General features: G+C 49.3%; 29 protein-coding genes and 1 pseudogene. 13 read left to right on the forward strand and 17 right to left on the reverse strand.

What is annotated here, in order from left to right; all coding sequences use genetic code 11:
• Positions 1-628 (reverse strand): annotated as a pseudogene (locus QZ105_RS05755) (FkbM family methyltransferase); the annotation flags it as partial.
• 119 nt (positions 629-747) lie between these two features.
• Between QZ105_RS05755 and QZ105_RS05760 the strand changes: the two are divergent.
• From QZ105_RS05760 to QZ105_RS05780, 5 genes are all read left to right on the forward strand, one after another.
• Entirely contained in the window at positions 748-1,116 is a 369-nt protein-coding gene (locus QZ105_RS05760) for a metal-dependent transcriptional regulator (RefSeq protein WP_293728900.1), read from the forward strand.
• 196 nt (positions 1,117-1,312) lie between these two features.
• Positions 1,313-2,305, forward strand: coding sequence for a sirohydrochlorin cobaltochelatase (locus QZ105_RS05765; protein ID WP_293728901.1), 993 nt, complete (start codon positions 1,313-1,315; stop codon positions 2,303-2,305).
• Between the two features lie 91 nt (positions 2,306-2,396).
• Positions 2,397-3,200, forward strand: coding sequence for a sirohydrochlorin cobaltochelatase (locus QZ105_RS05770; RefSeq protein WP_293728902.1), 804 nt, complete (start codon positions 2,397-2,399; stop codon positions 3,198-3,200).
• 198 nt (positions 3,201-3,398) lie between these two features.
• A complete protein-coding gene (dcuC, locus tag QZ105_RS05775; protein ID WP_293728903.1) occupies positions 3,399-4,769 on the forward strand; it encodes a C4-dicarboxylate transporter DcuC in 1,371 nt (456 codons plus the stop codon).
• Positions 4,770-4,886: 117 nt separating this feature from the next.
• Complete coding sequence (locus QZ105_RS05780; protein ID WP_293728904.1) at positions 4,887-5,834, forward strand: dipeptidase; 948 nt, start codon at positions 4,887-4,889, stop codon at positions 5,832-5,834.
• 173 nt (positions 5,835-6,007) lie between these two features.
• On the opposite strand, the gene QZ105_RS10560 is transcribed toward QZ105_RS05780, so the two are convergent.
• From QZ105_RS10560 to QZ105_RS05800, 5 genes are all read right to left on the reverse strand, one after another.
• Positions 6,008-6,085, reverse strand: coding sequence for a putative holin-like toxin (locus QZ105_RS10560; RefSeq protein ID WP_366936000.1), 78 nt, complete (start codon positions 6,083-6,085; stop codon positions 6,008-6,010).
• A gap of 144 nt (positions 6,086-6,229) precedes the next feature.
• Positions 6,230-6,658, reverse strand: a complete 429-nt coding sequence (locus QZ105_RS05785) for a hypothetical protein (RefSeq protein ID WP_293728905.1) — start codon at positions 6,656-6,658, stop codon at positions 6,230-6,232.
• A gap of 102 nt (positions 6,659-6,760) precedes the next feature.
• Complete coding sequence (locus QZ105_RS05790) at positions 6,761-7,048, reverse strand: LysM peptidoglycan-binding domain-containing protein (RefSeq protein WP_293728906.1); 288 nt, start codon at positions 7,046-7,048, stop codon at positions 6,761-6,763.
• 142 nt (positions 7,049-7,190) lie between these two features.
• Complete coding sequence (locus QZ105_RS05795) at positions 7,191-8,129, reverse strand: AEC family transporter (RefSeq protein WP_293728907.1); 939 nt, start codon at positions 8,127-8,129, stop codon at positions 7,191-7,193.
• Between the two features lie 62 nt (positions 8,130-8,191).
• The gene (locus QZ105_RS05800; RefSeq protein ID WP_293728908.1) at positions 8,192-8,533 is read right to left on the reverse strand and encodes a hypothetical protein; all 342 of its coding nucleotides are present in this window, start codon (positions 8,531-8,533) and stop codon (positions 8,192-8,194) included.
• A 126-nt stretch (positions 8,534-8,659) separates the two neighbouring features.
• Here QZ105_RS05800 and QZ105_RS05805 point away from each other — a divergent pair, with 126 nt between their 5' ends.
• From QZ105_RS05805 to QZ105_RS05815, 3 genes are all read left to right on the forward strand, one after another.
• Positions 8,660-9,103: an Rrf2 family transcriptional regulator gene (locus QZ105_RS05805; RefSeq protein WP_293728909.1), complete on the forward strand. Its 444-nt coding sequence runs from the start codon at positions 8,660-8,662 to the stop codon at positions 9,101-9,103.
• Between the two features lie 88 nt (positions 9,104-9,191).
• Positions 9,192-9,770: an HD domain-containing protein gene (locus QZ105_RS05810; protein WP_293728910.1), complete on the forward strand. Its 579-nt coding sequence runs from the start codon at positions 9,192-9,194 to the stop codon at positions 9,768-9,770.
• Positions 9,767-10,654, forward strand: coding sequence for a hypothetical protein (locus tag QZ105_RS05815; protein ID WP_293728911.1), 888 nt, complete (start codon positions 9,767-9,769; stop codon positions 10,652-10,654). Before QZ105_RS05810 ends, QZ105_RS05815 begins: the two co-directional genes overlap by 4 nt.
• Positions 10,655-10,815: 161 nt before the next feature.
• Here the strand turns inward: QZ105_RS05815 and QZ105_RS05820 are convergent, their stop codons facing one another.
• The 4 genes from QZ105_RS05820 to rsmI all read right to left on the reverse strand — a co-directional run bounded on the left by QZ105_RS05820 (position 10,816) and on the right by rsmI (position 15,121).
• Positions 10,816-11,595 (reverse strand): TatD family hydrolase, encoded by a 780-nt coding sequence (locus tag QZ105_RS05820; protein WP_293728912.1) that lies wholly within the window; start codon positions 11,593-11,595, stop codon positions 10,816-10,818.
• Between the two features lie 11 nt (positions 11,596-11,606).
• Positions 11,607-12,191, reverse strand: a complete 585-nt coding sequence (locus QZ105_RS05825) for a hypothetical protein (protein WP_293728913.1) — start codon at positions 12,189-12,191, stop codon at positions 11,607-11,609.
• A gap of 87 nt (positions 12,192-12,278) precedes the next feature.
• A complete protein-coding gene (metG, locus tag QZ105_RS05830; RefSeq protein WP_293728914.1) occupies positions 12,279-14,228 on the reverse strand; it encodes a methionine--tRNA ligase in 1,950 nt (649 codons plus the stop codon).
• Positions 14,225-15,121, reverse strand: a complete 897-nt coding sequence (rsmI, locus tag QZ105_RS05835) for a 16S rRNA (cytidine(1402)-2'-O)-methyltransferase (protein ID WP_366935999.1) — start codon at positions 15,119-15,121, stop codon at positions 14,225-14,227. Before rsmI ends, metG begins: the two co-directional genes overlap by 4 nt.
• Positions 15,122-15,309: 188 nt before the next feature.
• Here rsmI and QZ105_RS05840 point away from each other — a divergent pair, with 188 nt between their 5' ends.
• Positions 15,310-15,516, forward strand: coding sequence for a 4-oxalocrotonate tautomerase family protein (locus QZ105_RS05840; protein ID WP_293728916.1), 207 nt, complete (start codon positions 15,310-15,312; stop codon positions 15,514-15,516).
• 6 nt (positions 15,517-15,522) lie between these two features.
• On the opposite strand, the gene QZ105_RS05845 is transcribed toward QZ105_RS05840, so the two are convergent.
• The 3 genes from QZ105_RS05845 to QZ105_RS05855 form a co-directional block, all read right to left on the reverse strand.
• Positions 15,523-16,812 carry an ATP-binding protein gene (locus QZ105_RS05845; RefSeq protein ID WP_293728917.1) on the reverse strand — a complete coding sequence of 430 codons (1,290 nt, stop codon included), beginning with the start codon at positions 16,810-16,812 and terminating at the stop codon, positions 15,523-15,525.
• 308 nt (positions 16,813-17,120) lie between these two features.
• Positions 17,121-17,561: a hypothetical protein gene (locus QZ105_RS05850; protein WP_293728918.1), complete on the reverse strand. Its 441-nt coding sequence runs from the start codon at positions 17,559-17,561 to the stop codon at positions 17,121-17,123.
• Between the two features lie 29 nt (positions 17,562-17,590).
• Complete coding sequence (locus tag QZ105_RS05855) at positions 17,591-18,349, reverse strand: hypothetical protein (protein ID WP_293728919.1); 759 nt, start codon at positions 18,347-18,349, stop codon at positions 17,591-17,593.
• 172 nt (positions 18,350-18,521) lie between these two features.
• Here QZ105_RS05855 and QZ105_RS05860 point away from each other — a divergent pair, with 172 nt between their 5' ends.
• Complete coding sequence (locus QZ105_RS05860) at positions 18,522-18,860, forward strand: helix-turn-helix transcriptional regulator (RefSeq protein WP_293728920.1); 339 nt, start codon at positions 18,522-18,524, stop codon at positions 18,858-18,860.
• A gap of 179 nt (positions 18,861-19,039) precedes the next feature.
• Here QZ105_RS05860 and panD read toward each other — a convergent pair whose 3' ends face one another.
• From panD to QZ105_RS05880, 4 genes are all read right to left on the reverse strand, one after another.
• Positions 19,040-19,423, reverse strand: coding sequence for an aspartate 1-decarboxylase (panD, locus tag QZ105_RS05865; protein ID WP_293728921.1), 384 nt, complete (start codon positions 19,421-19,423; stop codon positions 19,040-19,042).
• The gene (gene panC, locus QZ105_RS05870) at positions 19,423-20,277 is read right to left on the reverse strand and encodes a pantoate--beta-alanine ligase (protein WP_293728922.1); all 855 of its coding nucleotides are present in this window, start codon (positions 20,275-20,277) and stop codon (positions 19,423-19,425) included. The genes panD and panC overlap by 1 nt, the downstream gene beginning before the upstream one ends.
• An 87-nt stretch (positions 20,278-20,364) precedes the next feature.
• Positions 20,365-21,204, reverse strand: a complete 840-nt coding sequence (gene panB / locus QZ105_RS05875) for a 3-methyl-2-oxobutanoate hydroxymethyltransferase (protein ID WP_293728927.1) — start codon at positions 21,202-21,204, stop codon at positions 20,365-20,367.
• A 2-nt stretch (positions 21,205-21,206) separates the two neighbouring features.
• Positions 21,207-22,076 carry a DUF2520 domain-containing protein gene (locus QZ105_RS05880; protein WP_293728923.1) on the reverse strand — a complete coding sequence of 290 codons (870 nt, stop codon included), beginning with the start codon at positions 22,074-22,076 and terminating at the stop codon, positions 21,207-21,209.
• Positions 22,077-22,515: 439 nt separating this feature from the next.
• On the opposite strand from QZ105_RS05880, the gene bioD reads away from it, so the two are divergent.
• From bioD to QZ105_RS05895, 3 genes are all read left to right on the forward strand, one after another.
• Positions 22,516-23,199: a dethiobiotin synthase gene (gene bioD / locus QZ105_RS05885; protein WP_293728924.1), complete on the forward strand. Its 684-nt coding sequence runs from the start codon at positions 22,516-22,518 to the stop codon at positions 23,197-23,199.
• 41 nt (positions 23,200-23,240) lie between these two features.
• A complete protein-coding gene (gene bioA / locus QZ105_RS05890) occupies positions 23,241-24,593 on the forward strand; it encodes an adenosylmethionine--8-amino-7-oxononanoate transaminase (RefSeq protein ID WP_293728925.1) in 1,353 nt (450 codons plus the stop codon).
• 77 nt (positions 24,594-24,670) lie between these two features.
• Positions 24,671-25,045, forward strand: a 375-nt coding sequence (locus QZ105_RS05895; RefSeq protein WP_293728926.1) for a hypothetical protein, incomplete at its 3' end; no start/stop codon positions are given.

Below are 25,045 nucleotides of genomic sequence, written 5' to 3' on the forward strand. Positions count from 1 at the left end.
CCAGCCGCCAACGCCAATCCGTCAAACGACCCCATTCTTCCAAAGTGTCGCCGGTGTACGCACCCAAATCGAGATAACTTTCATCCGTCCCAGGTTTTATTAAAGCGCGCAAGTCCTCCTCGCGCTTGGTAGCGCAGCTAAATAAATAATGCAGCTTGCCGCTCAATTTATAATTCAGAACGTCGGCGAAAACTTTGCGCGACCAGTCGTCGGCTAAATTATCGTAAACGCGGCGCAGCTCGCTCGCGTATTTTGCAAGCCAGGCGAAGCTTATTGTTTCACGTTCGTCGAACAAGGGCAGGTGCGGCGCTATCACCTGCTGCTCCGCGTCGAGTTCGGCAAAACGCATCAGCACCTCAGGCCTTTCGCTGGCGAAAGCGATTACGATTAGCAAATCGTTTCCCAAGCGCGCTTTTACAGCGTCGTAGCGTTCCACCGTAAAGCCGCGAAACTGCTGCCCGCGCACAAATTCGTCGCTGGCAAAAACGCCATGCACTTTAACGCCGTTTGCCTCGCACCAATCCAAAATTTTATCCGCGCCGTTGCCCATGCCGTAAAGAACGATGGGTTTAGACGTATTTTTTAAAACCTGCCACACGATCTCTTTTTCCGTAATAAAATCCAGCATAATCATCCTCCGCCGTAACGATTATTTCTTTTATTATACACTATTGGCTAGTGACTGACGCGTCAAAATATGTTAAAATTATCTTAATTTAACTTTCAAACTTATCGGAGGTGATTCCTATGCCACTCTTGGAATCCGGCGAAAATTATTTAGAAATGATTTTAATGCTTACGCAAAAAAACGGCAGCGTCCGTTCGATTGATATTGCCGACGCCATGGGCTTTACCAAGGCCAGCGTCAGCCGCGCCATGAGCATTTTAAAACGCAACAATTATATTATCATGGAGCCCGACGGCGCTATCCGTTTGACGAAGGAAGGACAAAAGAAAGCGGCTGCCGTCTACGATCGCCATGTAACGCTCACCCGCTTCATCAATAAAAAGCTGGGCGTTGACGAAGACATCGCCGAAAAAGACGCCTGCCGCATCGAGCATATTATCAGCCCGGAAACCTTTGCCGGAATTAAAGCTATGCTGGCAGAAAAATAAGCAAACAGCCCTTAACAGACTGCTTTACGGCAGTCTGTTATTTTTTGTTCAAATATATAATAGAACTAATTCTCATTACTATTGACATACCATTTATTAGTGGTATAATTCTAAGAAGCAGGGTTGATAAATATTGTTTGATATATGTGTATCCCTGCTCCAACATATTTCGTGCTTACAAAGGAGTGTTTTGGTTATGAAATCCTTAAAGAAACTCGCAGTTACTTCCATGGCCTGCGCTGCACTGCTGGGCTTTGCCGCTACTTCTCACGCCGCTTATCAGCTGAGCGACGAAGTAAAGGACGCTACTCCCGCTCTGCTTCAAGCCTCTCAAATCGGCGTAAAGACCAATGTAAATAAAGATTTAGCCAACCTGCCGGATAAAGACGCTATTTTGGTTCTCAGCTTCGGTACCACCTTCCAGGACAGCCGCGCTAAAACCATCGAAGCTACTGTGGACGCTATTAAAGCAGCTCATCCCGGCGTAAAGGTAGTTACCGCCTTTACCTCTCACATCATCATCGACCGCATCAAAGCTAACGAAGGCTTGGATATCCCCACCCCGGAAAAGGCTTTGGAGCAATTAAAAGCAGAGGGCTATACCCGCATCGCCATGACCTCTCTGGACATTATCCCGGGCATGGAATATACTTATAAAGACGCCGTTTACAATCTCCATAAAAACGACTTCAAGAAAATGACCTTCGGCACGCCGCTGATGTACTGGCAGGGCCAGGAGGGTCAGGACGACGACATTACCGCTACCATGCAGGCTCTGTCCACTCAATTCCCCAAGATGGGCAAAAAGGACGCAGTTTTGATCATGGCTCACGGCACTCCCCATCCGGCCAACGCTTACTATGCAGTAATGCAGGACCGCCTGAACGAGCTGGGACTGAGCAACGCTTTAATCTTCTCCGTAGAAGGCTGGCCGCATCTGGACACCGTTATCCCGCAGCTGAAAGCTAAAGGCATTAAAAACGTAACCCTGATGCCGCTGATGATGGTAGCAGGCGATCATGCCAACAACGATATGGCAGGCGACGAGCCCGATTCCTTTAAATCCATTCTGGAACAGGAAGGCTTCAAGGTTGACGCTTACATCCATGGCTTAGGTGAAAATGCAGCCGTACAAAAACTGTTCGTCGAAAAAGCCGACCAAGCCTGGGAAGCTTTGCAAGCAAAATAATCCTCATCCCCTCACCATAATCCCTTACTACTCTCCGTTCACTGCCTGAGCGGAGAGTATTTATATAAACTATTTTTAACGAGGTGCAAACATGAACAAAAAAGCCCTAGTAGTTATCAGCTTCGGCTCCACCTTTGACGAAACGCGCCTGAAGGATATCGGCGGTATCGAGCAGGCGCTGGCCAACGCCTTCCCTGCCTACGACCAATATCGGGCCTTTACCTCCAACATCATTCGCAAGCGTTTAGCCGAGCGCGGCATTCTGGTCGACGATACGGAAACCGTTCTGCGTAAGCTTCAGGAAGCAGGCTACGAAGAAGTCGTTCTGCAGCCTACCCACTTGCTGCACGGCGAAGAATTTGAGCAAAAGGTTTTGGCTCTCAAGGAGCGCTTTCACGATGTCTTCCGCAGTATTATTATCAGTCAGCCTTTAATCGTTTCCGACAGCGATTATCAGCTGGCCGCCGCAGCGCTCATAGCGCAGCTGCCGCAGCTGGGCGCAGATGAAGGCGTAGTTTTTATGGGACATGGTACGCCGCGCAATAACAATCAGGCTCATGGCTGCACCTATGTAAAATTACAAGCGATTTTCGACGCCATGCAGCAGCCCATTATCATCGGCACTGTAGAGGACGAGGACAAGCCTAATCTGGAAGACGTACTGAGCCGAGTAAAGGAACGCCATTACAAGCACGTCCACCTTTATCCTTTAATGGTAGTCGCAGGCGACCATGCCAACAACGATATGTACGGCGACGAGCCCGACAGCTGGAAATCACAAATTGAAGCGTTGGGCATTGCCACTACCGGCCATTTGAACGGTATGGGGCGCTACAAGAGCATCCAGGCGTTGTATATCCAACACGTGCTGCAAGCTTTGGCAACGGCACGTTAAAAAATATAGCTGACAACTTTTCCTATCGCGTTGCGCGAGGGGAAACACGCTAAAATTTCACATTACTTTCTTTGGTTTACTAAACCCCGTCTGCAAAATTGCGCGACGGGGTTTTCTTGCCCTGCGATACATGTCTATGATATAATTTAATTACCTTAATTTTTTGCAAAATAAACTGAACGAGAAAGGATGTTGCAAATGGGTGTAGTTATTTCTGCGATCGTTACTTTTTGGGTCGGCTATCTTATTTACAAAAAGTACAAACCTCAACCGGTGCTCTTCATGGGCGGTATGGTGATGATGTATTTAGCCGTTATTTTAGGCTATGGTCAAATCCTTGGGCCCAAGGCTACCACCGGTTCTGTTTTTTTTGACGCGTTTGAATTTATTCGCGCAACCTTAAGCTCCACAGCCGGTAAATTAGGCTTGAACATCATGTCCGTAGGCGCGTTTGCCAAGTACATGGATAAAATCGGCGCGTCCCGCGCGCTCGTGCGCATGACCATCAAACCTTTGCTAGCGCTTAAATCTCCCTACCTCGTAATGAGCGGCACCTGGATCGTCGGTATGCTCATCGGTTTGTGCATCAACAGCGCTTCCGGCCTCGCCATGCTGCTGATGGTAACGATGTTCCCGATTTTGATGGGCCTCGGCGTAAGCCGCCTGTCAGCAACTGCGGCCGTAGCCACTACATTGTGCTTTGACTGGAGCCCCAGCGACACCGGTACGATTTTATCCGCCGAAACCGCCGGCGTCGACCCCGTATTTTATTGGAGCCATTATCAGGTTCCTATCGTAGCCGTGGCCTTCGTAGTTGTCGGCGTGCTTCATTACCTGACCCAAAAATATATGGACAAACGCGACGGTCATGTAGTAAAACCGATGGAAGTGGAAGCAGTAAAGGACGAAGCAGATACTGCACCGGGCTTCTACGCTATTCTGCCCGTTATTCCCCTGGCCCTGATTCTCAGCTTCAGCTCCTTGTGGATTACCAGCATTAAGATGAATATCGTTATGGCTATGTTCATCGGCCTGTTCATCGGCGTATGCTGCGAATTTATCCGTCACCGCGACGGCAAAAAGGTTTTTGGCGACATTCAGGTATTCTTCGACGGCTTGGGCCTGCAAATGGCTAACGTAATTACCTTGATCGTAGCCGGTCAAACCTTCGCCCAAGGCCTGATTTCCATGGGGACCATCAGCGCAATGATTGACGGCAGCAAAGGCTTAGGCTTTGGCCCGATGTCCATGATGCTGGTTATGGTAGCAATTATCGCCGGTTCCGCCATCGTTATGGGTTCCGGCAACGCGCCTTTCTTCGCGTTCGCGGCGCTTACGCCTGCCGTAGCCGCTTCCACCGGCCTGCACCCTGTGCTGATGCTGCTGCCCATGCACTTTGCAGCCTCCATCATGCGTAACTGCTCCCCCATCACCGCGGTAATCGTAGTATCCTCCGGTATGGGCGGCGTTTCCTCTTTCGATTTGGTTAAGCGTACCGCTATCCCCATGGCTGGCGCTATGATTGTAACCATCGGCATGACCTTCTTCTTCTACTACACCGGTTATTGATTGGTAGAAGAAACTCTTTTTGTACTGCACGGACTAAACAGCAGCCCCAGCGGCTGCTGTTTCTTACTTTTCTTACTCGCATTAGTAAAAGCTTTTCAGCGTTAGGAGGCAGAAAAAATGTTTATTTGCGATTGTCACTGCGACACCTTAACCGAACTTTATAAAAAGAATGCCGACTTGTACAACAACGAGCAGCATTTCGATATCAAACGCCAAATCGCCATTGGCGGCGGCCTGCAGTTCTGCGCCATCTTCGTGCCCACGCCCGAATTTCGTTATTACGGCGGCCTGCGCTACACGCTGCAGCTGTTGGACAAATATTTGCAGGAATGTAAAAAATTGCAGGCAGCTGGCGTTGACGTGCTGCAGGTGCGCACGAAAGCCGACGCCGCCGACGTACTGAACCATAAAGCGGCAACCCTTTTAGCCATCGAAGAAGGCGGCGCTATCGACGGCAGTCTGGAAGCGCTGCGCTGCTTGTACGAGCTGGGCGTGCGCGCCATGACGCTGACCTGGAGCAACCGCAACGATATTGCCGACGGCGTGAACGAAGAAGGCAGCGGCGGCGGGTTGACCGTCTTCGGCCGCAAGGTTGTCGCCGAAATGAACAAACTCGGTATGCTGGTGGACGTGTCACATATCGCGCCCGCAGGCTTTTGGGACGTTATCGAAGCCAGCAGCAAGCCTATTATTGCCACCCATTCCAACGCCAAAGCTTTGTGCCCGCATCCGCGCAATCTGGACGACAAACAAATTTTGGCGATTAACGAAAACGGCGGCCTTATCGGCGTTACCTTCGCCGGGCAATTTCTGGAAGAAGATTACAACAAGGCCTGCATCGAAAGCGTGTACCGCCATATCGATTATATGCTGAACCTCATGGGTAACGACGAGCATATCGGCTTTGGCAGCGACTTCGACGGCATCAGCCACCCGCCTTACAATATCCATGGAGTGCAGGATTACAAGCCTTTGGTAGAATTTCTTTCTGCCAAATACAGCGACGCCACCATCGCCAAAATCACGCATCAAAATGTGCTTAACCTTTTGCAAAAGGTTTTATAAAGCAAAACGCCGCTTGCTTGCGCGAGCGGCGAACGTAAATTATGAATCTTGACTATTTTTGCTTTTACATCTATAATAAAGAAAGAGATAGCTGACCGCAGCAAGTCGGCTTCTCCTCAAAAATTAAATTATTTGGAAAAGAGCCGCTTTACCGTTAAGCGGTTTTTTTCATACTACTTACGGAACGATAGAATGAGTACCACTAAGGTCGCAAAACTTATCATTAAAGATAAAGCTTCATGAACCGTCATAGCATCACCCCCTGTCCTTAGGGAGTAGGATAAAACCGACAGGCCAACTACCTCTGAAAGTCATTATAGCATATACTTTTAACTTTGTAAACGCGCCGTCGCTTTCTGCGACGGCGCGTTCGTTTTTTATATATTGAAAAATTTTTATATTTTCACATCCAGAGAAGCGCTCACGCCTACACCCTGAACGCGGTTCACATTTTTATAATCCACTCTATCCACGGGAATCAAAATTTTTGCTCGGATACCCAAAATCGTCTGCTCGATAATCAAGGCGGCCTTAACCTGGTCAACCTTTTCCACCGGCCCCGATACCTGCGCCGCGCCCGCGCGGCTGCCGTCGCCTACGGAAATAATCGGCACTACCTTGGTAGCGTCCGTACTGCTGACGCCGTATTTAGCCGTTACGGCGTTAATGCCGTCGTTCAGCGGTCCGGCCACAGCGTCCACCGCGTAACCGATAACGCCACCCTTAACTACCTTATCCAAAATCCCGGCCTGTACGGGGGACATTCCGTTTCCTAAAACAAAGCCTGCGGCCAACGCCGCGGCTATCCATTTTTTGCTCTGCATACTCAACGCCTCCTTAGTTAGCGATAATATTATTTTCATTTACTAATCTAATTCGACGCTGATGGACAAAAGCCTTGTGTTCATTCTGTAAAATTAATTAGTCTATTTAGCGGCAATCATTAAGCCGCTGTCCTGCACACGCACCGGCACCTGCAAAACCTGGCCCGGATAAATATGCTTGGATCGTAACGCATTAGCCTGAGCAATGCGGTGCATAACCTCGCGTACATCTTCTTTATTTTCCGTGTGCCGCCAGGCAATATCCCACAGAGTATCGCCCTGAGCCACGGTAACGCTGTAATTGCGATAAGCCGGCTCGTCTGCGAACGCGCTGCCATACATTCCGTACGCCATACAGGCAAACGCCAATGCAAATAAAATCCCTTTCATATTTATCACCACCTAATAAATCTTTGTTTGTTTATATTTTAATACCGATGGTGAACTTTGTCAATATTATTTTGAATTTTTGTTTGTTTATCTAATCTGTAATGAACGTATAGCTGCGAACAAAAAACTATTGCGCAATTCTCTAATGGATGAGCCACATATAAAAAGGAATCACCGCCGCCGCCAGCACAGTGCTGACAGCTGTCAGCATGGCCGCGTATTTGTAATCGCCGCCATAGCTTTTCGCTACAATAGCCGTATTCGTCATGGCAGGCATGGCCGCCATAATGACAAACACCTTCGCCATCATTTCCGTCAAATGAAAAAACGGCGCGATAGCCAGTACCAGCAAGGGACAAATAAAGAAACGCCCCAACATAGCCACGGCCAGCTCCTTGCCTAAACGAATCTCCTGCCAGTCCGTTTTACTCATCGCGATACCGATAAACAGCATCGCCAACGGCGTCGTCATGCTGCCGATATAACGGCAGGCGGTAAACAGCGGCTGCGGCAAATCCAACTCCAGCAAAACGAAAGCAACGCCTGTCATAAAGCCAATTAACGGCAACGAAACAACACTGCGCAGCGTTTTGCGGCTCAGCCAGGGAGCTTCCTCCCCGCTGCCAATGGCCAAATCGTGAACGCCGATAGTCCAGAACATCGTCGTATTGACCATATAATAAATCATAATATACGGCACGCCGACGTCGCCAAACAAAGCGATTCCCAAAGGCAGGCCAATAAAAATCGTATTGGAGCAGCTGACGCAAACGGAAAAAATCCCTCTATGCCGCTGCGGCAGTCTCAATACTTTTCCTAAAGCAAGGCTGATGAAGTAGCCTGCCAGCATAGAAATACAAGGAACGACCAAACCTTTGGACATACTGACCAGTTGCTCGTGCTGGAAGTTAGCCAATATATTAGTAAGCATATATGTGGGCAGGCAGACCTGCGTCACTAAACGCGAAATCAGGCCGATGCTGCTTTCGCTGAACCAGCCCCGCCTTTCCAAAATAAAACCCACGGCGATAATCAACATCACCGTTATAACGCCGTTCAAAGCGTGTAAAATAATTTCCATTGCTTCCCCTCCCAAGCCTGCGCTGATAAAAATTACCGAAGCGCAAGCTCCGGTAATCAAAATCAATGCTTTTCTTTTTTTACTTCTTCCAGCTTGCGCTTCATCCAGTCGATCATCGCCAGCTTGCCAAAGTCGTGCCAGGTTTCGCACTCGCAGTTCTTAGCGATATATTCGTTCCATTTATCCTGATTGACGTTCTCTACCTCCAGCAAATTCATAATGCCGAAGCCGCTGCGCCACAGAATATCGTCCATGGAAGTAAATTTGCTGTTTTCCTTTAAAAACTCCGGATTAAAAAGCTCCTGAAAAGTTACCTTGCTCATAATCTGCCCCAATTCCTTATCGGCAGTGAACAAGCCCATGTAATACTTAAAGGTTTTATCCAATTTTTGTTTATCCATCATCAGGCCTCCAATAAATACAGTATGATACAGGTATTTTATCACAAAAAAGCTGTTAAGGGAAATAAAATATTGAACTCCTACTTATTTCATAGTAAAATAGTGTCAATAAGAAAGGTTGTGACTACTATGAAGATTTCTACCAAAGGGCGCTACGCCCTGCGCTTAATGCTCGACCTAGCCATCAACCAAACGAGCGGCTACATTCCGCTCAAAGCTGTTGCCCAACGGCAGGAAATTTCCGATAAATATCTTGAGCAGATAATCCACCAGCTGAGCAAAAACGGCTTCGTTCTCAGCGCCCGCGGCGCGCAGGGAGGCTACCGTCTGGCGCGCCTGCCGGAGGAATACACCGTAGGAGAAATTCTGCGCACTGTGGAGGGCAGCCTGGCTCCCGTATCCTGTCTGGATTGCAGCACGCCCTGCGATAAAATCGATTCCTGCATCACTATCGGCTTATATAAAAAAATTCAGAACGCTATCGACGGCATCGTGGACCATACCACCCTGGCAGATATGATCAACGACTTCCAGCGAAAACAGGCCGCCGCGAAAAAAAGCGGCTCCGTCTGACAGCAAGCGGCATGACAGACCGGCAGACAGCAGAACAAGCCGCAGTGGTGCAACAGCTTTAATAAATTCATTTACGGAGGCAGAAAATATGATCACCAGAGAAGAAGCTTGGACATTACTTACCCAATACAACAAGGAGCCCTTTCATCTGCGCCACGCGCTGACGGTGGAGGGCGTTATGCGCTATTTTGCCAGAGAGCTGGGCTACGGCGACCAGGAAGAATACTGGGGCATCGTCGGCCTGCTGCACGATTTAGATTTTGAACAGTATCCCGAACAACACTGCGTAAAATCACAGGAGCTGATGCGCCAGCACGGCGTGGACGAAAGCATTATCCGCGCCACCGCCAGCCACGGCTATGGCCTTACAGGCGCAGATATCAAGCCTGAGCACCAGATGGAAAAGGTGCTTTTCGCTGCAGACGAGCTTTCCGGCCTTATCGGCGCGGCAGCGTTAATGCGTCCTTCAAAAAGCGTTCAGGATATGGAATTGAAATCTTTGAAGAAAAAATTTAAAGATAAAAAATTTGCCGCCGGCTGTAACCGCGACGTTATCAAGAAAGGCGCAGACGACTTAGGCTGGACGCTGGACGAGCTGATGGAGAAAACCATTGCGGCTATGCGCGTCGACGAAGCGGCCATTAACGAAGCCTGCGAAAAATTATGAAAGCGGCAGCGCTGCTGGCCTGTCTGACGCTGTCGGTGTGCAGCGCAGCCGTAGCCGCCACCCCGGACGAGGTGTGGCAAGATTACCAAAAGCACCCTGATTATGTTTCCACACAGCCGCGTCAGCCTGCGCCCGCGCCCACGCCGCATATTACCGTAGAGGACAGCACGGGCCATATCAGCGAGCCGACCACGCCGCAACAGGCTAAAGAAAAGATAATCGCAGACAAACCGGCAGAGCGCAGCCAATCCCGGCCAAGCAAAGCCAAAAAGCATTTAGCTGATCAAAACGCAGACGCAGCAGCCTTGGCCGAAAGCAAAACGCAAAAGCAGCCTGCCGCCGTAGTAGGCACCGCTCCGCAGGCAGCCGCGCCTAAGCCGAAGCCGCTGCCCAGCCTAGTAAAAAAGCCGCCCCTGCCCAAGCAATTTTTGCGCACGCCCCAAGCCAACGATTTCGTAACGGCAAACAGCGCCGCAGGCAGCTATTCCCTGCTGCTGTCTCAGGCCTTCGGCAGCGATCCGCTGGCGCAGCTGCCCTCCGCCCAGGGCGCTATGCTGGTGCGCGCGGCAAGCAATACGCTGATGTGCGCCGCTACCGTCCTCGACCCAACGGACACCGTCAGCTACGACGCGCAGCAGCCCTTGCCCGCTTACGCAAATAAAAAGCTGTACTGCCGCTGGCAGCACGGGACTGCGCTGGTGTGGGACTGCACGCTGAGCCGCCACGAGGATTTTTACGGCGACAAGCTGCTGCTGGAAGCCAGCGCTAAGCAAAACGGTAAAACCTATCAGCTGCTTTACGTCATGCCGACGGCGCAAATGCGCATTTATCTGCCCCAGGCGCTGTATTCGCTGAACAGCTTTGCGGTGAATATTAAAAAATAAAAACGCCGCTCTAAGGACGGCGTCACAACTCAAGGCGTTTTAGAACGTCTTGACTATTTTCAAATTCGAGCTTATAATAATTAAAGAGATAGCTTGATGTTGGCGTGTCAGCTTTCTCCAAAGTTATATTGTGTGAAAAAAGTCCCGGCAAAAAGCCGGGCTTATTTTATTTTCCAGAACAGCCGCTTGGTATTGGCCGCCGTCAGCGCCGCCAGCTCGGCAAAATCCATTTGCAGAACCTCCGCCGCATTGCGCGCCGTATATTCCACATAGGCGGGGTTATTGCGCTTGCCCCGGAAGGGCACCGGCGTCAAATACGGGCAATCGGTTTCCAGCAAAATCAGCTCCTTGGGCACATACTGCAAAACCTCGCGCACCTTCTGCGCGTTCTTATAGGTAGACGTGCCCCCGAAGCCAAAATAATAACCGCGCTTAGCCAGCTCCTTCGCCATCTCCAAACTGCCGCTGAAGCAGTGGAACACCGCCTGCACGCCGCTTACTTCCTTTTGAAACAGCTCCAGCATATCGCCGTGAGCGTCGCGGTCGTGAATAATAATGGGCAAATTAAATTGCTTGGCCAAATCTATCTGCTCCAGGAAAATCCGCTTCTGCACTTCCCTGGGCTCGTTTTCCTTCCAATAATAATCCAAACCTATCTCACCGATAGCGACAACCTTGGGCAGCTGCGCCCACTTAGCCAGCTGCTCTAAATAATCGGCGGGAATCCCGGCCAAATTTTCCGGATGATAGCCCACGGCGGCGTAAATAAAATCATAACGCTGCGCCAACTCCACCGCCTTAGCCGAACTCGCAGCGTCGCAGCCGGCATTGATAACGCCGTCCAAATCCTGCTCCAGCTGCGCCAGCAGCTCCTCCCTGTCCTTATCAAAGGCTTCGTCGTCCAAATGCGCATGGGAATCCCACAACCCTATTCTGCTCATACTTCACCTCGTCAATAGATAAACACGTTCAAATACAGCTGCAAAAAGAACAGCAGGCTGAACAATACAAAGCACACAATCGCGCCCTTGCGCGAATAATATTCCTCGCCCCTGATATAAAATTCACGAGGGTCAGCGGGATTGTAAATAATTTTGCGCGGCAATTTTAAATTAAAGCCCCTGTCAATCCGATCTCCATCCTTCGTCCTGCTGCCATGGGCTTCGTTCAAAGCTTCGCTGTACTCTTTACCGTCCACGGTATACGTAAAAATCGGGCACAGCTGCTTGCCGCGGGTCCAGCTTTGGCTGTAGCCCGTAATCACCGCCCGCGTTTCCTTGCAGCACAGCTTCTCCAGCCTGGGAAAATAATTTTTGCGCCAAGCCAGATAAATACCAAAAAGATAGGCCAGCATGGACAGCTTAATTATCCAGGCTATGGTTTTAAAGGCGTACAGCCCATAGTTATTATAATTATGCGCCAGCCATTCGTAGGGCAAAACGTAAGGCGCCAGGCTGCCGACCATCACGAGCAGCATGCTGACGCCGATAAATAAATAAGGACGCCAGTAAAGTCTGCTAAAAAGCTTTTCCGACATAGGCCCTCCATTTTATAAACTAAAAGATAAGCTAAAAGACGCCGCTTACAGCGTCCTTTAGCTTTTTATGTTTTAAACAAATATCAATTATTTTACGCGGCTGCCGGATGCCATATTCGGAGCCTCGGCCAGCACCAAATTACCCTGACCGTCGGAAGCGCACAGCAGCATACCGAAGGATTCAATGCCCATGAGCTTGGCCGGAGCCAGATTAGCCACCACGATGACGTTGCGGCCCAGCATTTGCTCAGGCTCATAGTATTGAGAAATACCGCTGACGATGGTGCGCACCTCGCCGCCGATTTCCACCTGTAATTTCAGCAGCTTTTTGGATTTTTTCACTTTTTCTGCCGCCAGCACCTTGCCTACGCGCAAATCGATTTTGCTAAAGTCGTCGATGGAAATTTCCGGCTTGATGGGCTCCATCTCCGGCTTAGGTTCTTCTTTCGGAACGGCAGCAGCAGGCTCGTAGCGTTTGCCGCCGATAATCGTTGCGCCGTCCTCGGCAATTTCGATACGCGGATACAGCGGCTCGCCCTTGCGCACCTTCGTGCCGTTAGCCAGCTTGCCCCAAACGGCGTCCGCCAGCAGGAACTGCTCCGGTACGGTCAGGCCCAGCTGCTCATAAATTTTCGGGCTGGTAGTCGGAATGTAGGGACTGATTAAGATAGCCACGATGCGCAGCGTTTCCGCCAAATTGTACATCACCGTCTGCAAGCGTCCGGCCTTGGTCTCGTCCTTCGCCAAAATCCAGGGCGCAGTCTCGTCGATATATTTATTGGTGCGGCTGATGAGCGCCCATACGCCCTTAATGGCCGCGTTGATTTCCATATTGTCCATGGCTTTAACGTAATTAGCCACGGTTTCGCTCACCAAAGCCTTCAGCTCGCCGTCGATAGGCTCGCTGACGCCAGAGTCCGTAACCACGCCGCCGTGATATTTTTCAATCATGCTCACGGTGCGGTGCAGCAGATTGCCCAAATCGTTGGCCAAATCGGCGTTAATGCGGGTAATCAGCGCGTCGCGGGAGAAATTGCCGTCGCTGCCCAAATTGATTTCGCGCAGCAGGAAATAGCGAATCGCGTCCGCGCCGAACTCATCGATTAAAGCCAGCGGGTCGATAACGTTGCCCTTGGACTTGGACATCTTGTCGCCGTCCACTACCAGCCAGCCGTGGCCGTAAACCTCCTGCGGCAGCTCCAGGCCCATAGCGTGCAGCATAATCGGCCAGATAATCGTATGGAAGCGCACAATTTCCTTGCCCACCAAATGCAAACTTGCCGGCCAGAATTTATGGAAGAAAGCGTCGTCCGTGCCGTATTTAATGCCCGTCAGATAGTTGAGCAGCGCGTCGAACCAAACGTAAACCACGTGCTTTTTATCGAAGGGCACGGGAATGCCCCAATCGAAGGTCGTGCGGGTAATGCACAAATCCTCCAGACCCTGCTTAACGAAATTTATCATCTCGTTGCGGCGGCTGACAGGCTGAATGAAATCGGGATGCTCCTCGATAAATTGCAGCCACCAATCCTGATACTTGGACATTTTGAAGAAATAGCTTTCCTCCTCCATTTCTTCAACGGGGCGATGACAGTCGGGGCAGCAGCCATTTTCGTCCAGCTGGCGCTCCAGCCAATAGGATTCGCAGGGCACGCAGTACAAGCCCTTGTAATTCTTTTTATAAATATCGCCCTGCTCGTAAATTTTTTGCAAAGCGTCCTGCACAACCTTGTGATGGCGCTCCTGACTCGTGCGGATGAAATCGTTATTAGAAATATGCAGGCGCTCCCACAGCAGCTTGAAGTTAGCGATAATCGCGTCCACATATTGAATCGGCGTTACGCCCTTTTCCTTAGCCTTGCGCTGAATTTTCAAACCGTGCTCGTCGCTGCCGGTCAGGAAGAAAACCTCCTCGCCCTTCAAACGATGGAAGCGCGCTAGGCTGTCGGCAATCGTCGTGCAGTAAGCGTGACCGATATGCAGATTGTCGCTGGGATAATAAATCGGAGTCGTAATATAATAAGTCGGTTTTGTCATTTGCTGATCCCTTCTCCTTCAAGAATAAATTGATTATATAATTCCCGCTTGGGGATTTTACGTTTTTTGGCCACCTGCGCCAGCGCAGATTTTTTGTCCATGCCCTCGGCAAGCAAGCGGCGCACCTCGTCCAAAGGCGCCAATTCTTCTTCGTCCTTAGGCTGCTCGCCGTTGCCCGGCCCGATGACCAAGCAAAACTCGCCCCGCGCACCTTGCTGCTCCAGCCACCTCAGGCAGCCGCTGACTGTGCCGCGGTAAAATTCCTCGTGCAGCTTGGTCAGCTCCCGCGCCGCCGCCATGGGACGGTCGCCCCAGGCTTCCAGAATATCCTTCAGCACCTCTTCGATGCGGTGCGGCGCTTCGTATAAAAGCATCGTCGCCGGAATATGCCGCCAGGCCTCCAGCTGCTCCTTGCGGTTGCGCCTGCTCTTAGGCAAAAAGCCGCCGAAAAAAAACGGGTACGCAGGCAGTCCGGAAGCAATCAGCGCGCATAAGGCGGCGTTAGCGCCGGGCACGGGCACTACCCGTACACCTGCGGCAATCGCGTCCTTCGCCAAGGCTTCGCCGGGGTCGGCAATGCCCGGAAAGCCCGCGTCGCTGACCAAAGCGATATTTTTACCGGCCAGCAGCTGCTCCAATAAATAAGCGCCCTGCTTTTCCTTGCTGTGCTCGTCGTAACGGATAAGACGTCCCTTGATGCCGAAATGATTCAAAAGCTGCAAGGTGTGCCGCGTATCCTCGGCGGCGATTAAATCCGCCTCCCGCAGCATCCGCAACGCGCGCGGCGTCATATCCTCCAGATTGCCGATAGGCGTGGCGCACAGGTACAAGGTTCCATATTGAATTTTCTCCGCTGTCACAGCCTCGCCTCCAGTTCTTTGGGCTCGCCGCATACTTGCCCATAATATAATTATTTTATCACACTACTAACAAATAATAAAGCAAAAGCGCGCAGAATTAACTGCGCGCGCAGGCAGCAGCGCTCAGCTTGAGCCAGCGCCGCCTAAAGCGAAATAAAAATTGCTTTATCATCTCAGATGAAATAAAATATATGCAAAAGGTAACGAAAGGAGGCATTTCCATGCCGTACGTTAATATCAAAATCACTAAAGAGGGAAACGTGACCCCGGAGCAAAAGCGCCGACTCATCGAAGGCGCGACCAATCTGCTGCACGACGTTTTAGGAAAAAACAAAGCGACCACCGTAGTCGTCATCGACGAGGTGGACACGGATAACTGGGGCATCGGCGGCACGCCGGTAACAGAAATCCGCCAGCGGGCAAAATGATTTTCATTATATCACGCTATCGTCCAATAAAAAATCTGCCAAGCCTATATTTAAAACGCCCTGTTCATCATACCAACGCTTACCCACGTCCTGACGCACAATAATTTTAGGAAAATAATCGCCGGTCAGACTAAAGGGTTTTAATTCCGTCCGCCGTTTTTCCTCAGTATCCAGCGCATACGCCGACTGAATATAAACGCGCTTGCCGCCGCTGTTAGCGACAAAATCAATCTCCCTAGCTACGCGCGCTCCCTGATTATTGTTTTCATATTCCTTGGAATAAACGACGCCCACATCCACATTAAAGCCCCTGATAATAAGTTCGTTATAAATAATATTTTCCATAATGTGCGTCATTTCCTGCTGGCGAAAGCCTATGCGCGCATTGCGTAAGCCGATATCCTCGCAATAATATTTGTACGGAAATTTAAAATACGCTTTCCCGCGCACATCGTAACGCCTGCTTTCGGAAATCAAGTAAGCGTCCAACAAATAATCGATATACGCTTTGACAGTATTGCCGGAAATATTTATTTGCTGCATAGATTTGAGCGTGTTGGCTATTTTACTGGGATTAGTCAAAGAGCCGATAGACGAACAAAGCAAATCTAAAATCTGTCCCAGAACATCTTCCCTTTCAACATTTTGGCGTTCCACTATGTCGCGCAGATAAACCTCAGAAACAAGCGACGATAAATATTTAACCTTAGCTTTATCGTTAGGCTGCGACAAGCAAAGCGGCATACCGCCAAAGCAAGCGTAATCATTTAAGGCCTGCTGTTTATCGCCGCCAACCGCGCTATAATATTCGGCAAAGCTCAACGGGTGTAGATGAATCTCGTCGCTGCGTCCCCTGAATTCCGTTAATATATCCTTAGACAACATTTTGGAATTGCTGCCGGTGACGTAAATATCAAGATTAGGCAGAGTTTTTAAATCGTTAAGCGCATCGTAAAACGTAATGCGTTTGCCGTCCTTATTATACGGGTTAGCGACCTCGTCGGACATTTGAATCTCATCTATAAAAAGATAAAATTGCTCGCCGCTTCTGCCCGCCCGCTCGCGAACGTGCGCTGCCAACTGCAGCGGGTCGCGAAAACGAAGGTCTTTGAGCAAATCGAGCGCGATGAAAATAATATTATCTTGGGATATGCCTTGCGCCAACAAATATTTTTTAAAAAGCTCGTTCAGCAAATACGATTTACCGCAGCGTCTGACGCCGGTAATTACTTTAATTTGCCCGTCGCCCATATACGCTATCAGCTGCTGCAAATAACTATCGCGTTTAATTTCCATATTCTCACCACCACTGAAAAGTTTTGCCCTACAGGTCTTTACTTTTCAATATTATAGCACAAAAGCTGCTAACCTCGCCACCATTTCATTGAAAAGTTTTACCCTATAGGGCGTTAATTTTCAATAAGATAACAAACGCCGACAAATGTTCCTATCGTGAAATGCGAGAGGAACGCCAAATATCAAACGGCAAAATCTTTTCCTATAACGAAACGTTACTGCAAAGAATGTTAGCAAAAAAAGCGCACTGCCTGCAATTTATTATACTTGCAAGCAGTGCGCTTTACTTTTGCTGCTATAAAATTTCGTTACCGCAAATCATTGCGAGGATCTTTTTCCCAAGCTATTTTACAAATTTCACAAATAGCTTCGGCCCATGTTTCAGGTGCTACACTTTGAAATTCCAAATAATTGATATTCTGTGAATCTAATATTTTACCTTTTTTATCATAAGTGATGATCGTATTCAACTTATATTTTTTACAGGTCAAATCATAAGTACTTCTTTCCTTTGACGATGCATCTCTTGTTGAGTTATAAAATAAAGTCCAAACCTCCACTTGCTTATGCCCTTTATGCGAGTATGAATCATCAATATGATATTCCATCGATTCCATATCCACCCAACAGCCCATTTCATCAGTTGAACCTAACCAAAACCATCTTTTATCCATAGGTGCTTCAAACGCCATGCACACTGACGTAAGCAAAAGCTGCAAAATAAATGCGAACGCTAAAATCCGTTTCATCTCCGTCCCTCCATTTTAAAATTCATTTTTTATCCTGCGTTGACAATAATTACCTGTCCATGCGGCACGTTGGGATTCATTGCGTCTGCCAATTCTGCCTGCGTTACGCCTAAATCAACATTCTCTCTAACTTCAACCTGAAAATCTGTACCTGCAGGATAATTTATATTGCTGCCCTTCATAAACAAACCGCCCACCAAGCTTACAGCCGCAGCCACTGCAACTGCGCCGCCGTCGGTTTTTCCTTTTCCTTCCAGGCCTTTGCGCAAAGGAACGCTGACATTGTTCAAGGTTTTTATTTCGCGACCTGCAATACGCAGCACGCCTTTTCTGCCAAAGCCGCCGGCCTTCTGCACTTCATAAACATAACCCATACCGACAGTGCCTTTCGGAATAACGACAACGCCGTTAATAATTAAATTTTCCGTCGTTCTAAATTCTACCTGTTGATTCTTTTTATGCGTTTTGGAATTTGCCGCTTCTACCAATTCTACATTCAACAAAGTTTTTTTCGGAATATAGATATGTCCTGGCAACACATTGCTGATGCTGATGCGAGCGGCTTGCTTTTCTTCTTCCTGTTGTTTTAATTCCAATCTTTGTTTAAAGGTTAATTGGCTTTCATCTATTTTTACAGGCTGTACTTCCTCATCGGCAAACGGATCGTAATCCGCCGCTTCATGCGCAGCATTATAATTTTCCGCGCAAGCCGCAGGAATGCCTGCGCCGTTAAACAATATCATAACGCTAAGAAATATTGCCGTTATTTTCCCCGTAGATTTCATCATAAAAATTTTCCTCCTTTTACTAAGCTGCAACGCGCACAGCGCAACTTGAACTACCTATATTCAGCTAATTTTATAATACAACTATTAGCCGACAAAATCAATACTATTAGCATATTAAAAATGCTTTTATTTTCTTATACCATTGTCTTAGGCAAAGGTAGGAGGAAATCGTATGGACTATATTGCTTTAGGTAAAAGGATTAGGGAAGAACGCTGCAAGCTTAATTTAACGCAAGAAAAATTAGCGGAGGACGTTGATTTAACGCCAGCATATATTGGTCAAATAGAAAGAGGCGAACGCAAGGTAACGCTGGAAAAGCTTGTCGCCATCGTCAACAGATTGGGCGTAACCGTCGATTACGTTATCAGCGATTCCTTGGAGGCGGTACCCACAGAATACGATATTATGTTAGAAGGCATGCTTAAGGGACGTTCGCCAGAAGAAAAACTTTTAATAACCAATATTTTAAAAGCAATCTTTGATTATAAAGCGAAGCAATATTATTACTGATATTTATTTTCTAAATATAGATTGCAATAATAAAGCGCACTGTTTGCAAGCTTTTACGCTCTCAGGCAGTGCGCTTAAATTTTATTACAATTAACTGTTAGTCATAGGATTAAACAGTTATGCCAACCAATGCGCTTGAATATTTTATTTCAAAACATTTGGCAAGCCTGCTCTTTTCCTTAACCGATCTCGCGTTCCTTTTCCGTGCCGCGCACGTTAACGGGACGGTTATGAGCATCCACCATAACTACCTTGGGCTCGTAGCCTTTCGCTTCCTTTTCGTCCATCATAGCGTAAGCAATAATGATAACCGTATCGCCCACTACTACCTTACGGGCTGCCGCGCCGTTTAAGCAAATGACGCCGCTGCCGCGCTCGCCGGCGATAACGTAGGTTTCCAAACGGTTGCCGTTATTATTATCCACGATTTGCACCCGTTCTCCCGGAAGAATGCCGGACAGCTCCAGCAGTTCGCTGTCGATAGTAATGCTGCCCATATATTCCAGATTAGCTTCGGTTACGGTAGCGCGATGAATTTTGCCATGAAACATATTATAAAGCATTATTTTTCCTCCAATACAACATTATCGATCAAACGGGTAGTGCCGAACTTTACGGCCACGGCCAGCAGATTGCTGCCGCTCAAAGGATTAGCCGCCGGTTTCAATTCCGGCAGCGCGTAAATTTCTACATAATCAATATTAGCCATAGGCTCCTGCTCGATGGAAGCGGTTACGGCGGCGGTAATTTTAGCGGCGTCGCGCTCGCCCGCGTCGTACTGCTCCTTAGCGGCCTTCAGGCTGCGGCTCAAAACCAAAGCTGACTGGCGCTCTGCGGCGTTCAAATAAGTGTTGCGGGAACTTTTGGCCAGGCCGTCGGCTTCGCGGACGATGGGCATGATGCGCAGCTGCAAATTGAAGAATAAATCCTTAACCATGCGCTTCAGCACTTCCACCTGCTGGGCGTCCTTCTGGCCGAAATAAGCGCGGTCGGGCTGCGCCAGATTAAACAGTTTGGTAACGACGGTGGTTACGCCGCGGAAATGGATAGGACGGGTACGGCCGCACAGCACTTTAGTAATATCGCCCGTAACCTCCACCCAGGTAGCGTCCTCGCTAGGATACATTTCTTTAGGAGAAGGTGCGAATACGATATCGGCGCCCATTTTTTCCGCCAGTTGGCAGTCGGCCTCCAAGGTGCGCGGATAAGCGTCCAAATCTTCGTTAGGGCCGAACTGAGTGGGATTTACAAAAACGCTGACTACGACAAAATCGTTTTCTTTATTGGCGGCGCTGATTAAGGAAGCGTGGCCTTCATGCAAAGCGCCCATAGTAGGAACAAGGCCGATGGTCAGGCCCTTGACTTTAGCTGCGGCAACCTCTTCGCGCAGCTCTGCGACTGTGTGTACTAATTTCATTAGCTTGTTTCCCTCACTTTAATTTATAATCTGATCTATTAAAACGAAGCTGCATTTATTATGCTGAACAGCTCCTATTTTTTGTGATTAATATAATTTTTCCAAAACGGCATCATCAATTTTAAAGGTATGCTCAGGAGCCGGGAAATTTCTGGATTTCACGTCGGCTATATAAGCCTTCACTGCATCTACTGTAATATCGTGCACATTAGCATATTTCCTAACAAATTTAGGACAAAAACCGGTAGACACGCCCAAAAGATCATTGCAGACCAATACCTGTCCGTTGCAACCATTGCCCGCGCCAATACCGATAGTCGCCATAGTTTTCAGCTCGGCTGTTACCTTAGCTGCTAAAGCCGCAGGTACGCATTCCAAAACGCAGGCGAAGGCTCCGGCTGCTTCCAAGGCTTTAGCATCGTCGATCATTTTCTGCGCGGCGGCGATATCCTTCCCCTGCACCTTAAAACCGCCCAGCTGATTTACAGATTGAGGCGTCAGCCCAATGTGGGCGCAGACAGGAATCCCCGCTTCTACCAAACGCTTAACCAAAGGAGCTACTTCTGCACCGCCCTCCAGCTTGACTGCCGTACATCCTGTTTCCTTTAAAAAGCGCGCTGCGTTATACATACCGTCCACAATGCTGGCCTGATAGCTCATAAAAGGCATATCTCCTACTACAAGCGCCGTACTGTTGCCGCGCATAACCGCTTTAGTATGGTGAATCATTTCATCCATTGTTACGGGAACGGTGGAATTGTATCCCAGCACAACATTACCTAAGGAGTCGCCCACTAGGATCATATCTACACCGGCTTCGTTGACATTGCGAGCCATGGCTACATCATAAGCGGTAATCATAGTGATGGGTTCACCCTTTTGCTTCATTTCTTTAATAGTTGCTACAGTAACATTTTTTGTGGCCATCATTACACCTCCAAAGAGTTTTTCGGGCTCTGACGCCCTTTCAGCAGCGTAGTTAAGCGGTGTCCCGCCTGTACGTCAATAGTACCGTTCATCAAAGCCAGCTTAACCGTCGCTAGCCCTAAAGAAGAATAAAGATCCCTCAAAGCCTCCGGCAGTACCGCTAAATGCTTTTTTACTGTCTCCACATCACCGCGGGCAATAGGTCCGGTCAAAACGTTTCCCGGGGAGACAGTGCGTTCTAGATTGGCTGCCGTACCTTTAAATAGAGGTAGCAGCGCCTGCCAAGCCTTCTGTTCGTCCCCCAGCCAGCGGCTAATTAAGCCCTGCGCCAACGCTTCTAAGGTTACGACATAATTGGAGCAAATACAAGCAGCAGCATGATAAGCTGCTCGCTCCGCATCAGGCACATAAAAAGGATGTCCCTCCAAAATTACAGCCAGCGCCTCGGCCGCTTTTTTAGCTTCGTCATCGCCGTCCACCGCCATATATACGCCTGCAAGCTGCGTCGCGCCGCCCGCAAAGCTTTGCAGCGGATGCAGGCTGCCCACATGCGCGCCCTGCAAGCGTAAAGCCTCCAGCGGCTCCAGTCCCAGCGAACCGCTGCAATGCAGTACAATTTTTTCCTGCGCCGCGCCAGCCACCGCTAAATTTTGCGCAACAGCAGCAACTTTGCCGTCGGGAACAGTCAGCAGCACAACGTCCGCCGCCTGCAAAAGTTCGGCGTTAGTAAAAGCCGGCGTTTGAAACCTCTGCGCCAGCTTGGCGCTGTGCTGCGCCGTCGCCGCAGTAATGCCTGCCAAAAAATTTTTGCTTTGCAAATAGCCAGCCAAGCAGCAGCCCACCTTGCCGCCGCCGATAATACCGATACGCATAAACGTTTTGCTCTCCTTTCCTGCCCTTGCAAAGGCGCGCAGAGGCAAATAAATAATGTACAAATAAAAAAGCGCACTCCGAAACGGAATGCGCAGGCATATGCTTCATAATGCGTCTTCGTCCCGGTCTGACAGATCCAAGCGATTATTGACTTCTGAAATTTTATCATAAACTCTGGCTGCTTTGGCTACAACGCGCCGCAGGCGCTGCTGTGCCGCAGTCCAATTTACCGCAATTATGATAACATAGAACGCGCCGCTTGGCAAGCAAAAAAATTTCCTCCGGCTATAAATAATAGAAGATTTGTGCGTCAGGCCGCTCATAGTTAACCATACTATTTTACTAGGTTGACTTATACAGGAAACTGTTCTATACTATGTTCGTCAACGCAAGTTATCTTAAAGGTTAACTTATGAAATAAAGCAGAAGGTGAAAATTATGAGTAAAGGTATTTTTATTACGGCTACCGGTACGGACGTGGGCAAAACCTACGTCACCGGCCTGTTAGTCAAAAAGCTGCGCGACGCCGGTTTGAACGCCGGTTACTACAAGGCCGCTTTAAGCGGCGCGGAAGAACAGCCCGACGGCAGCTGGCTGCCCGGCGACGCGGCCTTTGTCGCTCAAATCGCAGGCATTCCCGCTAAGCCGGAGGAACTGGTTTCCTACATTTATAAAGCTGCCGTTTCGCCCCATCTGGCGGCGCTACGCGAAGGCCATCCGGTAGAAATGTCCAAAATTATCCGCGATTACCAAGCGTCGCTGACAAAATATGATTACGTTACTATGGAAGGCAGCGGCGGCATTATTTGCCCCATCCGCTGGGACGAGCAGCACATTTTATTGGAAGACATGATCAAAGAGCTGGGGCTAGGCACGCTGGTAATCTCCACCGCAGCGCTAGGCTCCATCAACGCCTGCGTCCTGACCGTTTATTATTTGCAGCAGCACGGCATTCCCGTCCGCGGTATTATCCTCAATAATTACGACGGCGAAGATTTTATGCAAGCCGACAATAAGCGTATGATAGAAGAAATAAGCGGCGTGCCCGTCATCGCCGCCGTCAAGCCCAACGCCAAAGAACTGGATATCGACGTGAAATTTTTGCAATCGCTGTATAAATAAAAAGCTGGCGCTAAGCAGGCCAGCGCAAAGGAGAGAAAATTATGGATAGAATGGAAGATTTAGGACGCCGCGACCTGGCGCATATCTGGCACCCCTGTTCCCAAATGAAGGATTACGAAACTTTGCGGCCCATCGTGGTAGACCACGGCGAAGGCCCCTATCTTTACGCCGCCGACGGCACGAAATATCTGGATATTATCAGCAGCTGGTGGTGCAACCTTTTGGGGCATTGCAACCCCAAAATCAACGCCGCGATTAAAAAGCAAATCGACGAATTGGAGCACGTTATCTTCGTCAATTTTACGCACGAGCCTGCGATTAAATTATGCGAGGAGCTGGCGCAGGTGCTGCCCCCCGGCTTAACTAAGTTTAATTTTGCCGACAACGGCTCCGCCGCCGTGGAAATCGCCCTCAAAATAGCTTTCCAATATCAGCTGCAGACCGGTCACGGCGAAAAGCAGCGCTTTATGTGCCTCAGCGAAGGCTATCACGGCGAAACCATCGGCGCGCTTTCCGTAGGCAGTATGGATTTATTCGCGCAAATGTATAAGCCCATGATGATGAATAACATACACGTTCAGGCCCCCGACTGCTACCGCTGCCCCTTCAATAAGGACAGGGAGCATTGCCAGTGCGAATGCTTTAAATTTGCTGAAGAAGCTTTTGCCAAGCACGCCAAGGAAACGGCAGCTATTATTGTGGAGCCCATCGTGCAGGGCTGCGCCGGTATGCGCATCTACCCGCCGCTGTATCTCAAAAAGCTGCGCCAGCTGTGCGACGCTTACGGCGTGCTGCTCATCGCCGACGAAATCGCCACAGGCTTTGGCCGCACTGGCAAAATGTTCGCCTGCCAGCACGCGGAAATCACGCCCGATTTAATGTGCATCAGCAAGGCGCTGACCGGCGGCTATCTGCCCATGTCCATCGTCTGCACCACGGATAAAATTTACGACGCCTTCTACGACGATTACAATAAGGGCAAGGCCTTCATGCACAGCCACACCTACGCTGGCAACCCCATCGGCTGCGCCACGGCTTTAGCTGTGCTGCAAATTATGAAGGAAGAAAATATTCTGGCAAAAGCCGCCGTGAAAGCTAAATATTTTAACGATGCGCTGAACGAAGCCTTCGGCCAGCACAAAAACATCGGCGAAATTCGTCACATCGGCCTCATCAACGCCATGGAGCTGGTAACGGATAAAGATAAAAAGACGGGCTTCGACGGCAAGCTGCGCATCGGTTACGAAATTTATAAAAAGGCGCTGACCCACGGTCTGCTGCTGCGGCCTTTGGGCAACGTAATTTATTTCAATCCGCCGCTGAATATTGCGGACGAGGATTTAGACAAGGCCGTCGCGTTGGCCAAGCAATCCGTCGACGAAATTCTAGGCTGAAAAGATAAGGGCGCGGTCAAGCTGCGCCCTTTAAAAATGTTTTATAGTCAACCTTATTTCAAAAGGAGTTTACTTAAATGCAGCAACTTACGACAACAGCGCTCTTAGGCGTAATTATTCTGCTGTCCGGCAGCATGAAAATCCCTTCCCCTGTAGCCGGCGGCGAATTTCAGCTGTCCGCCCCCATCGCCGTACTTATCTGCGCCTGCTTCGGCTTTAAGCGCTACATTATCGCCGGGCTTTTAGCCAGCGCTTTAGGCATGATGCTGGGCGTCCACAATATTTTCAGCGTCATCATTCAAATGTGCTTCCGCGTGGTAGCAGGCGGCACCATGGCTTTACTGGGAACTAACCTGCTGACCGTTATCATAAGCGGCCCCTTGGGCACTCTGTTCGCCCGCATAATTATGTGGCAGGTCACCGGCGTAAGCTGGCTGGTGCTGACCGCCGCC

Source organism: uncultured Phascolarctobacterium sp., assembly GCF_905212365.1.
Lineage (GTDB): Bacteria > Bacillota > Negativicutes > Acidaminococcales > Acidaminococcaceae > Phascolarctobacterium_A.

What these genes read in the sequence shown, in the direction of transcription:
- QZ105_RS05760 (WP_293728900.1), top strand. Translation starts at nt 748, where the DNA reads ATGCCACTCTTGGAATCCGGCGAAAATTATTTAGAAATGATTTTAATG.
- QZ105_RS05765 (WP_293728901.1), top strand. Translation starts at nt 1,313, where the DNA reads ATGAAATCCTTAAAGAAACTCGCAGTTACTTCCATGGCCTGCGCTGCA.
- QZ105_RS05770 (WP_293728902.1), top strand. Translation starts at nt 2,397, where the DNA reads ATGAACAAAAAAGCCCTAGTAGTTATCAGCTTCGGCTCCACCTTTGAC.
- dcuC (WP_293728903.1), top strand. Translation starts at nt 3,399, where the DNA reads ATGGGTGTAGTTATTTCTGCGATCGTTACTTTTTGGGTCGGCTATCTT.
- QZ105_RS05780 (WP_293728904.1), top strand. Translation starts at nt 4,887, where the DNA reads ATGTTTATTTGCGATTGTCACTGCGACACCTTAACCGAACTTTATAAA.
- QZ105_RS10560 (WP_366936000.1), bottom strand. Translation starts at nt 6,085, where the DNA reads ATGACGGTTCATGAAGCTTTATCTTTAATGATAAGTTTTGCGACCTTA.
- QZ105_RS05785 (WP_293728905.1), bottom strand. Translation starts at nt 6,658, where the DNA reads ATGCAGAGCAAAAAATGGATAGCCGCGGCGTTGGCCGCAGGCTTTGTT.
- QZ105_RS05790 (WP_293728906.1), bottom strand. Translation starts at nt 7,048, where the DNA reads ATGAAAGGGATTTTATTTGCATTGGCGTTTGCCTGTATGGCGTACGGA.
- QZ105_RS05795 (WP_293728907.1), bottom strand. Translation starts at nt 8,129, where the DNA reads ATGGAAATTATTTTACACGCTTTGAACGGCGTTATAACGGTGATGTTG.
- QZ105_RS05800 (WP_293728908.1), bottom strand. Translation starts at nt 8,533, where the DNA reads ATGATGGATAAACAAAAATTGGATAAAACCTTTAAGTATTACATGGGC.
- QZ105_RS05805 (WP_293728909.1), top strand. Translation starts at nt 8,660, where the DNA reads ATGAAGATTTCTACCAAAGGGCGCTACGCCCTGCGCTTAATGCTCGAC.
- QZ105_RS05810 (WP_293728910.1), top strand. Translation starts at nt 9,192, where the DNA reads ATGATCACCAGAGAAGAAGCTTGGACATTACTTACCCAATACAACAAG.
- QZ105_RS05815 (WP_293728911.1), top strand. Translation starts at nt 9,767, where the DNA reads ATGAAAGCGGCAGCGCTGCTGGCCTGTCTGACGCTGTCGGTGTGCAGC.
- QZ105_RS05820 (WP_293728912.1), bottom strand. Translation starts at nt 11,595, where the DNA reads ATGAGCAGAATAGGGTTGTGGGATTCCCATGCGCATTTGGACGACGAA.
- QZ105_RS05825 (WP_293728913.1), bottom strand. Translation starts at nt 12,191, where the DNA reads ATGTCGGAAAAGCTTTTTAGCAGACTTTACTGGCGTCCTTATTTATTT.
- metG (WP_293728914.1), bottom strand. Translation starts at nt 14,228, where the DNA reads ATGACAAAACCGACTTATTATATTACGACTCCGATTTATTATCCCAGC.
- rsmI (WP_366935999.1), bottom strand. Translation starts at nt 15,121, where the DNA reads ATGCGGCGAGCCCAAAGAACTGGAGGCGAGGCTGTGACAGCGGAGAAA.
- QZ105_RS05840 (WP_293728916.1), top strand. Translation starts at nt 15,310, where the DNA reads ATGCCGTACGTTAATATCAAAATCACTAAAGAGGGAAACGTGACCCCG.
- QZ105_RS05845 (WP_293728917.1), bottom strand. Translation starts at nt 16,812, where the DNA reads ATGGAAATTAAACGCGATAGTTATTTGCAGCAGCTGATAGCGTATATG.
- QZ105_RS05850 (WP_293728918.1), bottom strand. Translation starts at nt 17,561, where the DNA reads ATGAAACGGATTTTAGCGTTCGCATTTATTTTGCAGCTTTTGCTTACG.
- QZ105_RS05855 (WP_293728919.1), bottom strand. Translation starts at nt 18,349, where the DNA reads ATGATGAAATCTACGGGGAAAATAACGGCAATATTTCTTAGCGTTATG.
- QZ105_RS05860 (WP_293728920.1), top strand. Translation starts at nt 18,522, where the DNA reads ATGGACTATATTGCTTTAGGTAAAAGGATTAGGGAAGAACGCTGCAAG.
- panD (WP_293728921.1), bottom strand. Translation starts at nt 19,423, where the DNA reads ATGCTTTATAATATGTTTCATGGCAAAATTCATCGCGCTACCGTAACC.
- panC (WP_293728922.1), bottom strand. Translation starts at nt 20,277, where the DNA reads ATGAAATTAGTACACACAGTCGCAGAGCTGCGCGAAGAGGTTGCCGCA.
- panB (WP_293728927.1), bottom strand. Translation starts at nt 21,204, where the DNA reads ATGGCCACAAAAAATGTTACTGTAGCAACTATTAAAGAAATGAAGCAA.
- QZ105_RS05880 (WP_293728923.1), bottom strand. Translation starts at nt 22,076, where the DNA reads ATGCGTATCGGTATTATCGGCGGCGGCAAGGTGGGCTGCTGCTTGGCT.
- bioD (WP_293728924.1), top strand. Translation starts at nt 22,516, where the DNA reads ATGAGTAAAGGTATTTTTATTACGGCTACCGGTACGGACGTGGGCAAA.
- bioA (WP_293728925.1), top strand. Translation starts at nt 23,241, where the DNA reads ATGGATAGAATGGAAGATTTAGGACGCCGCGACCTGGCGCATATCTGG.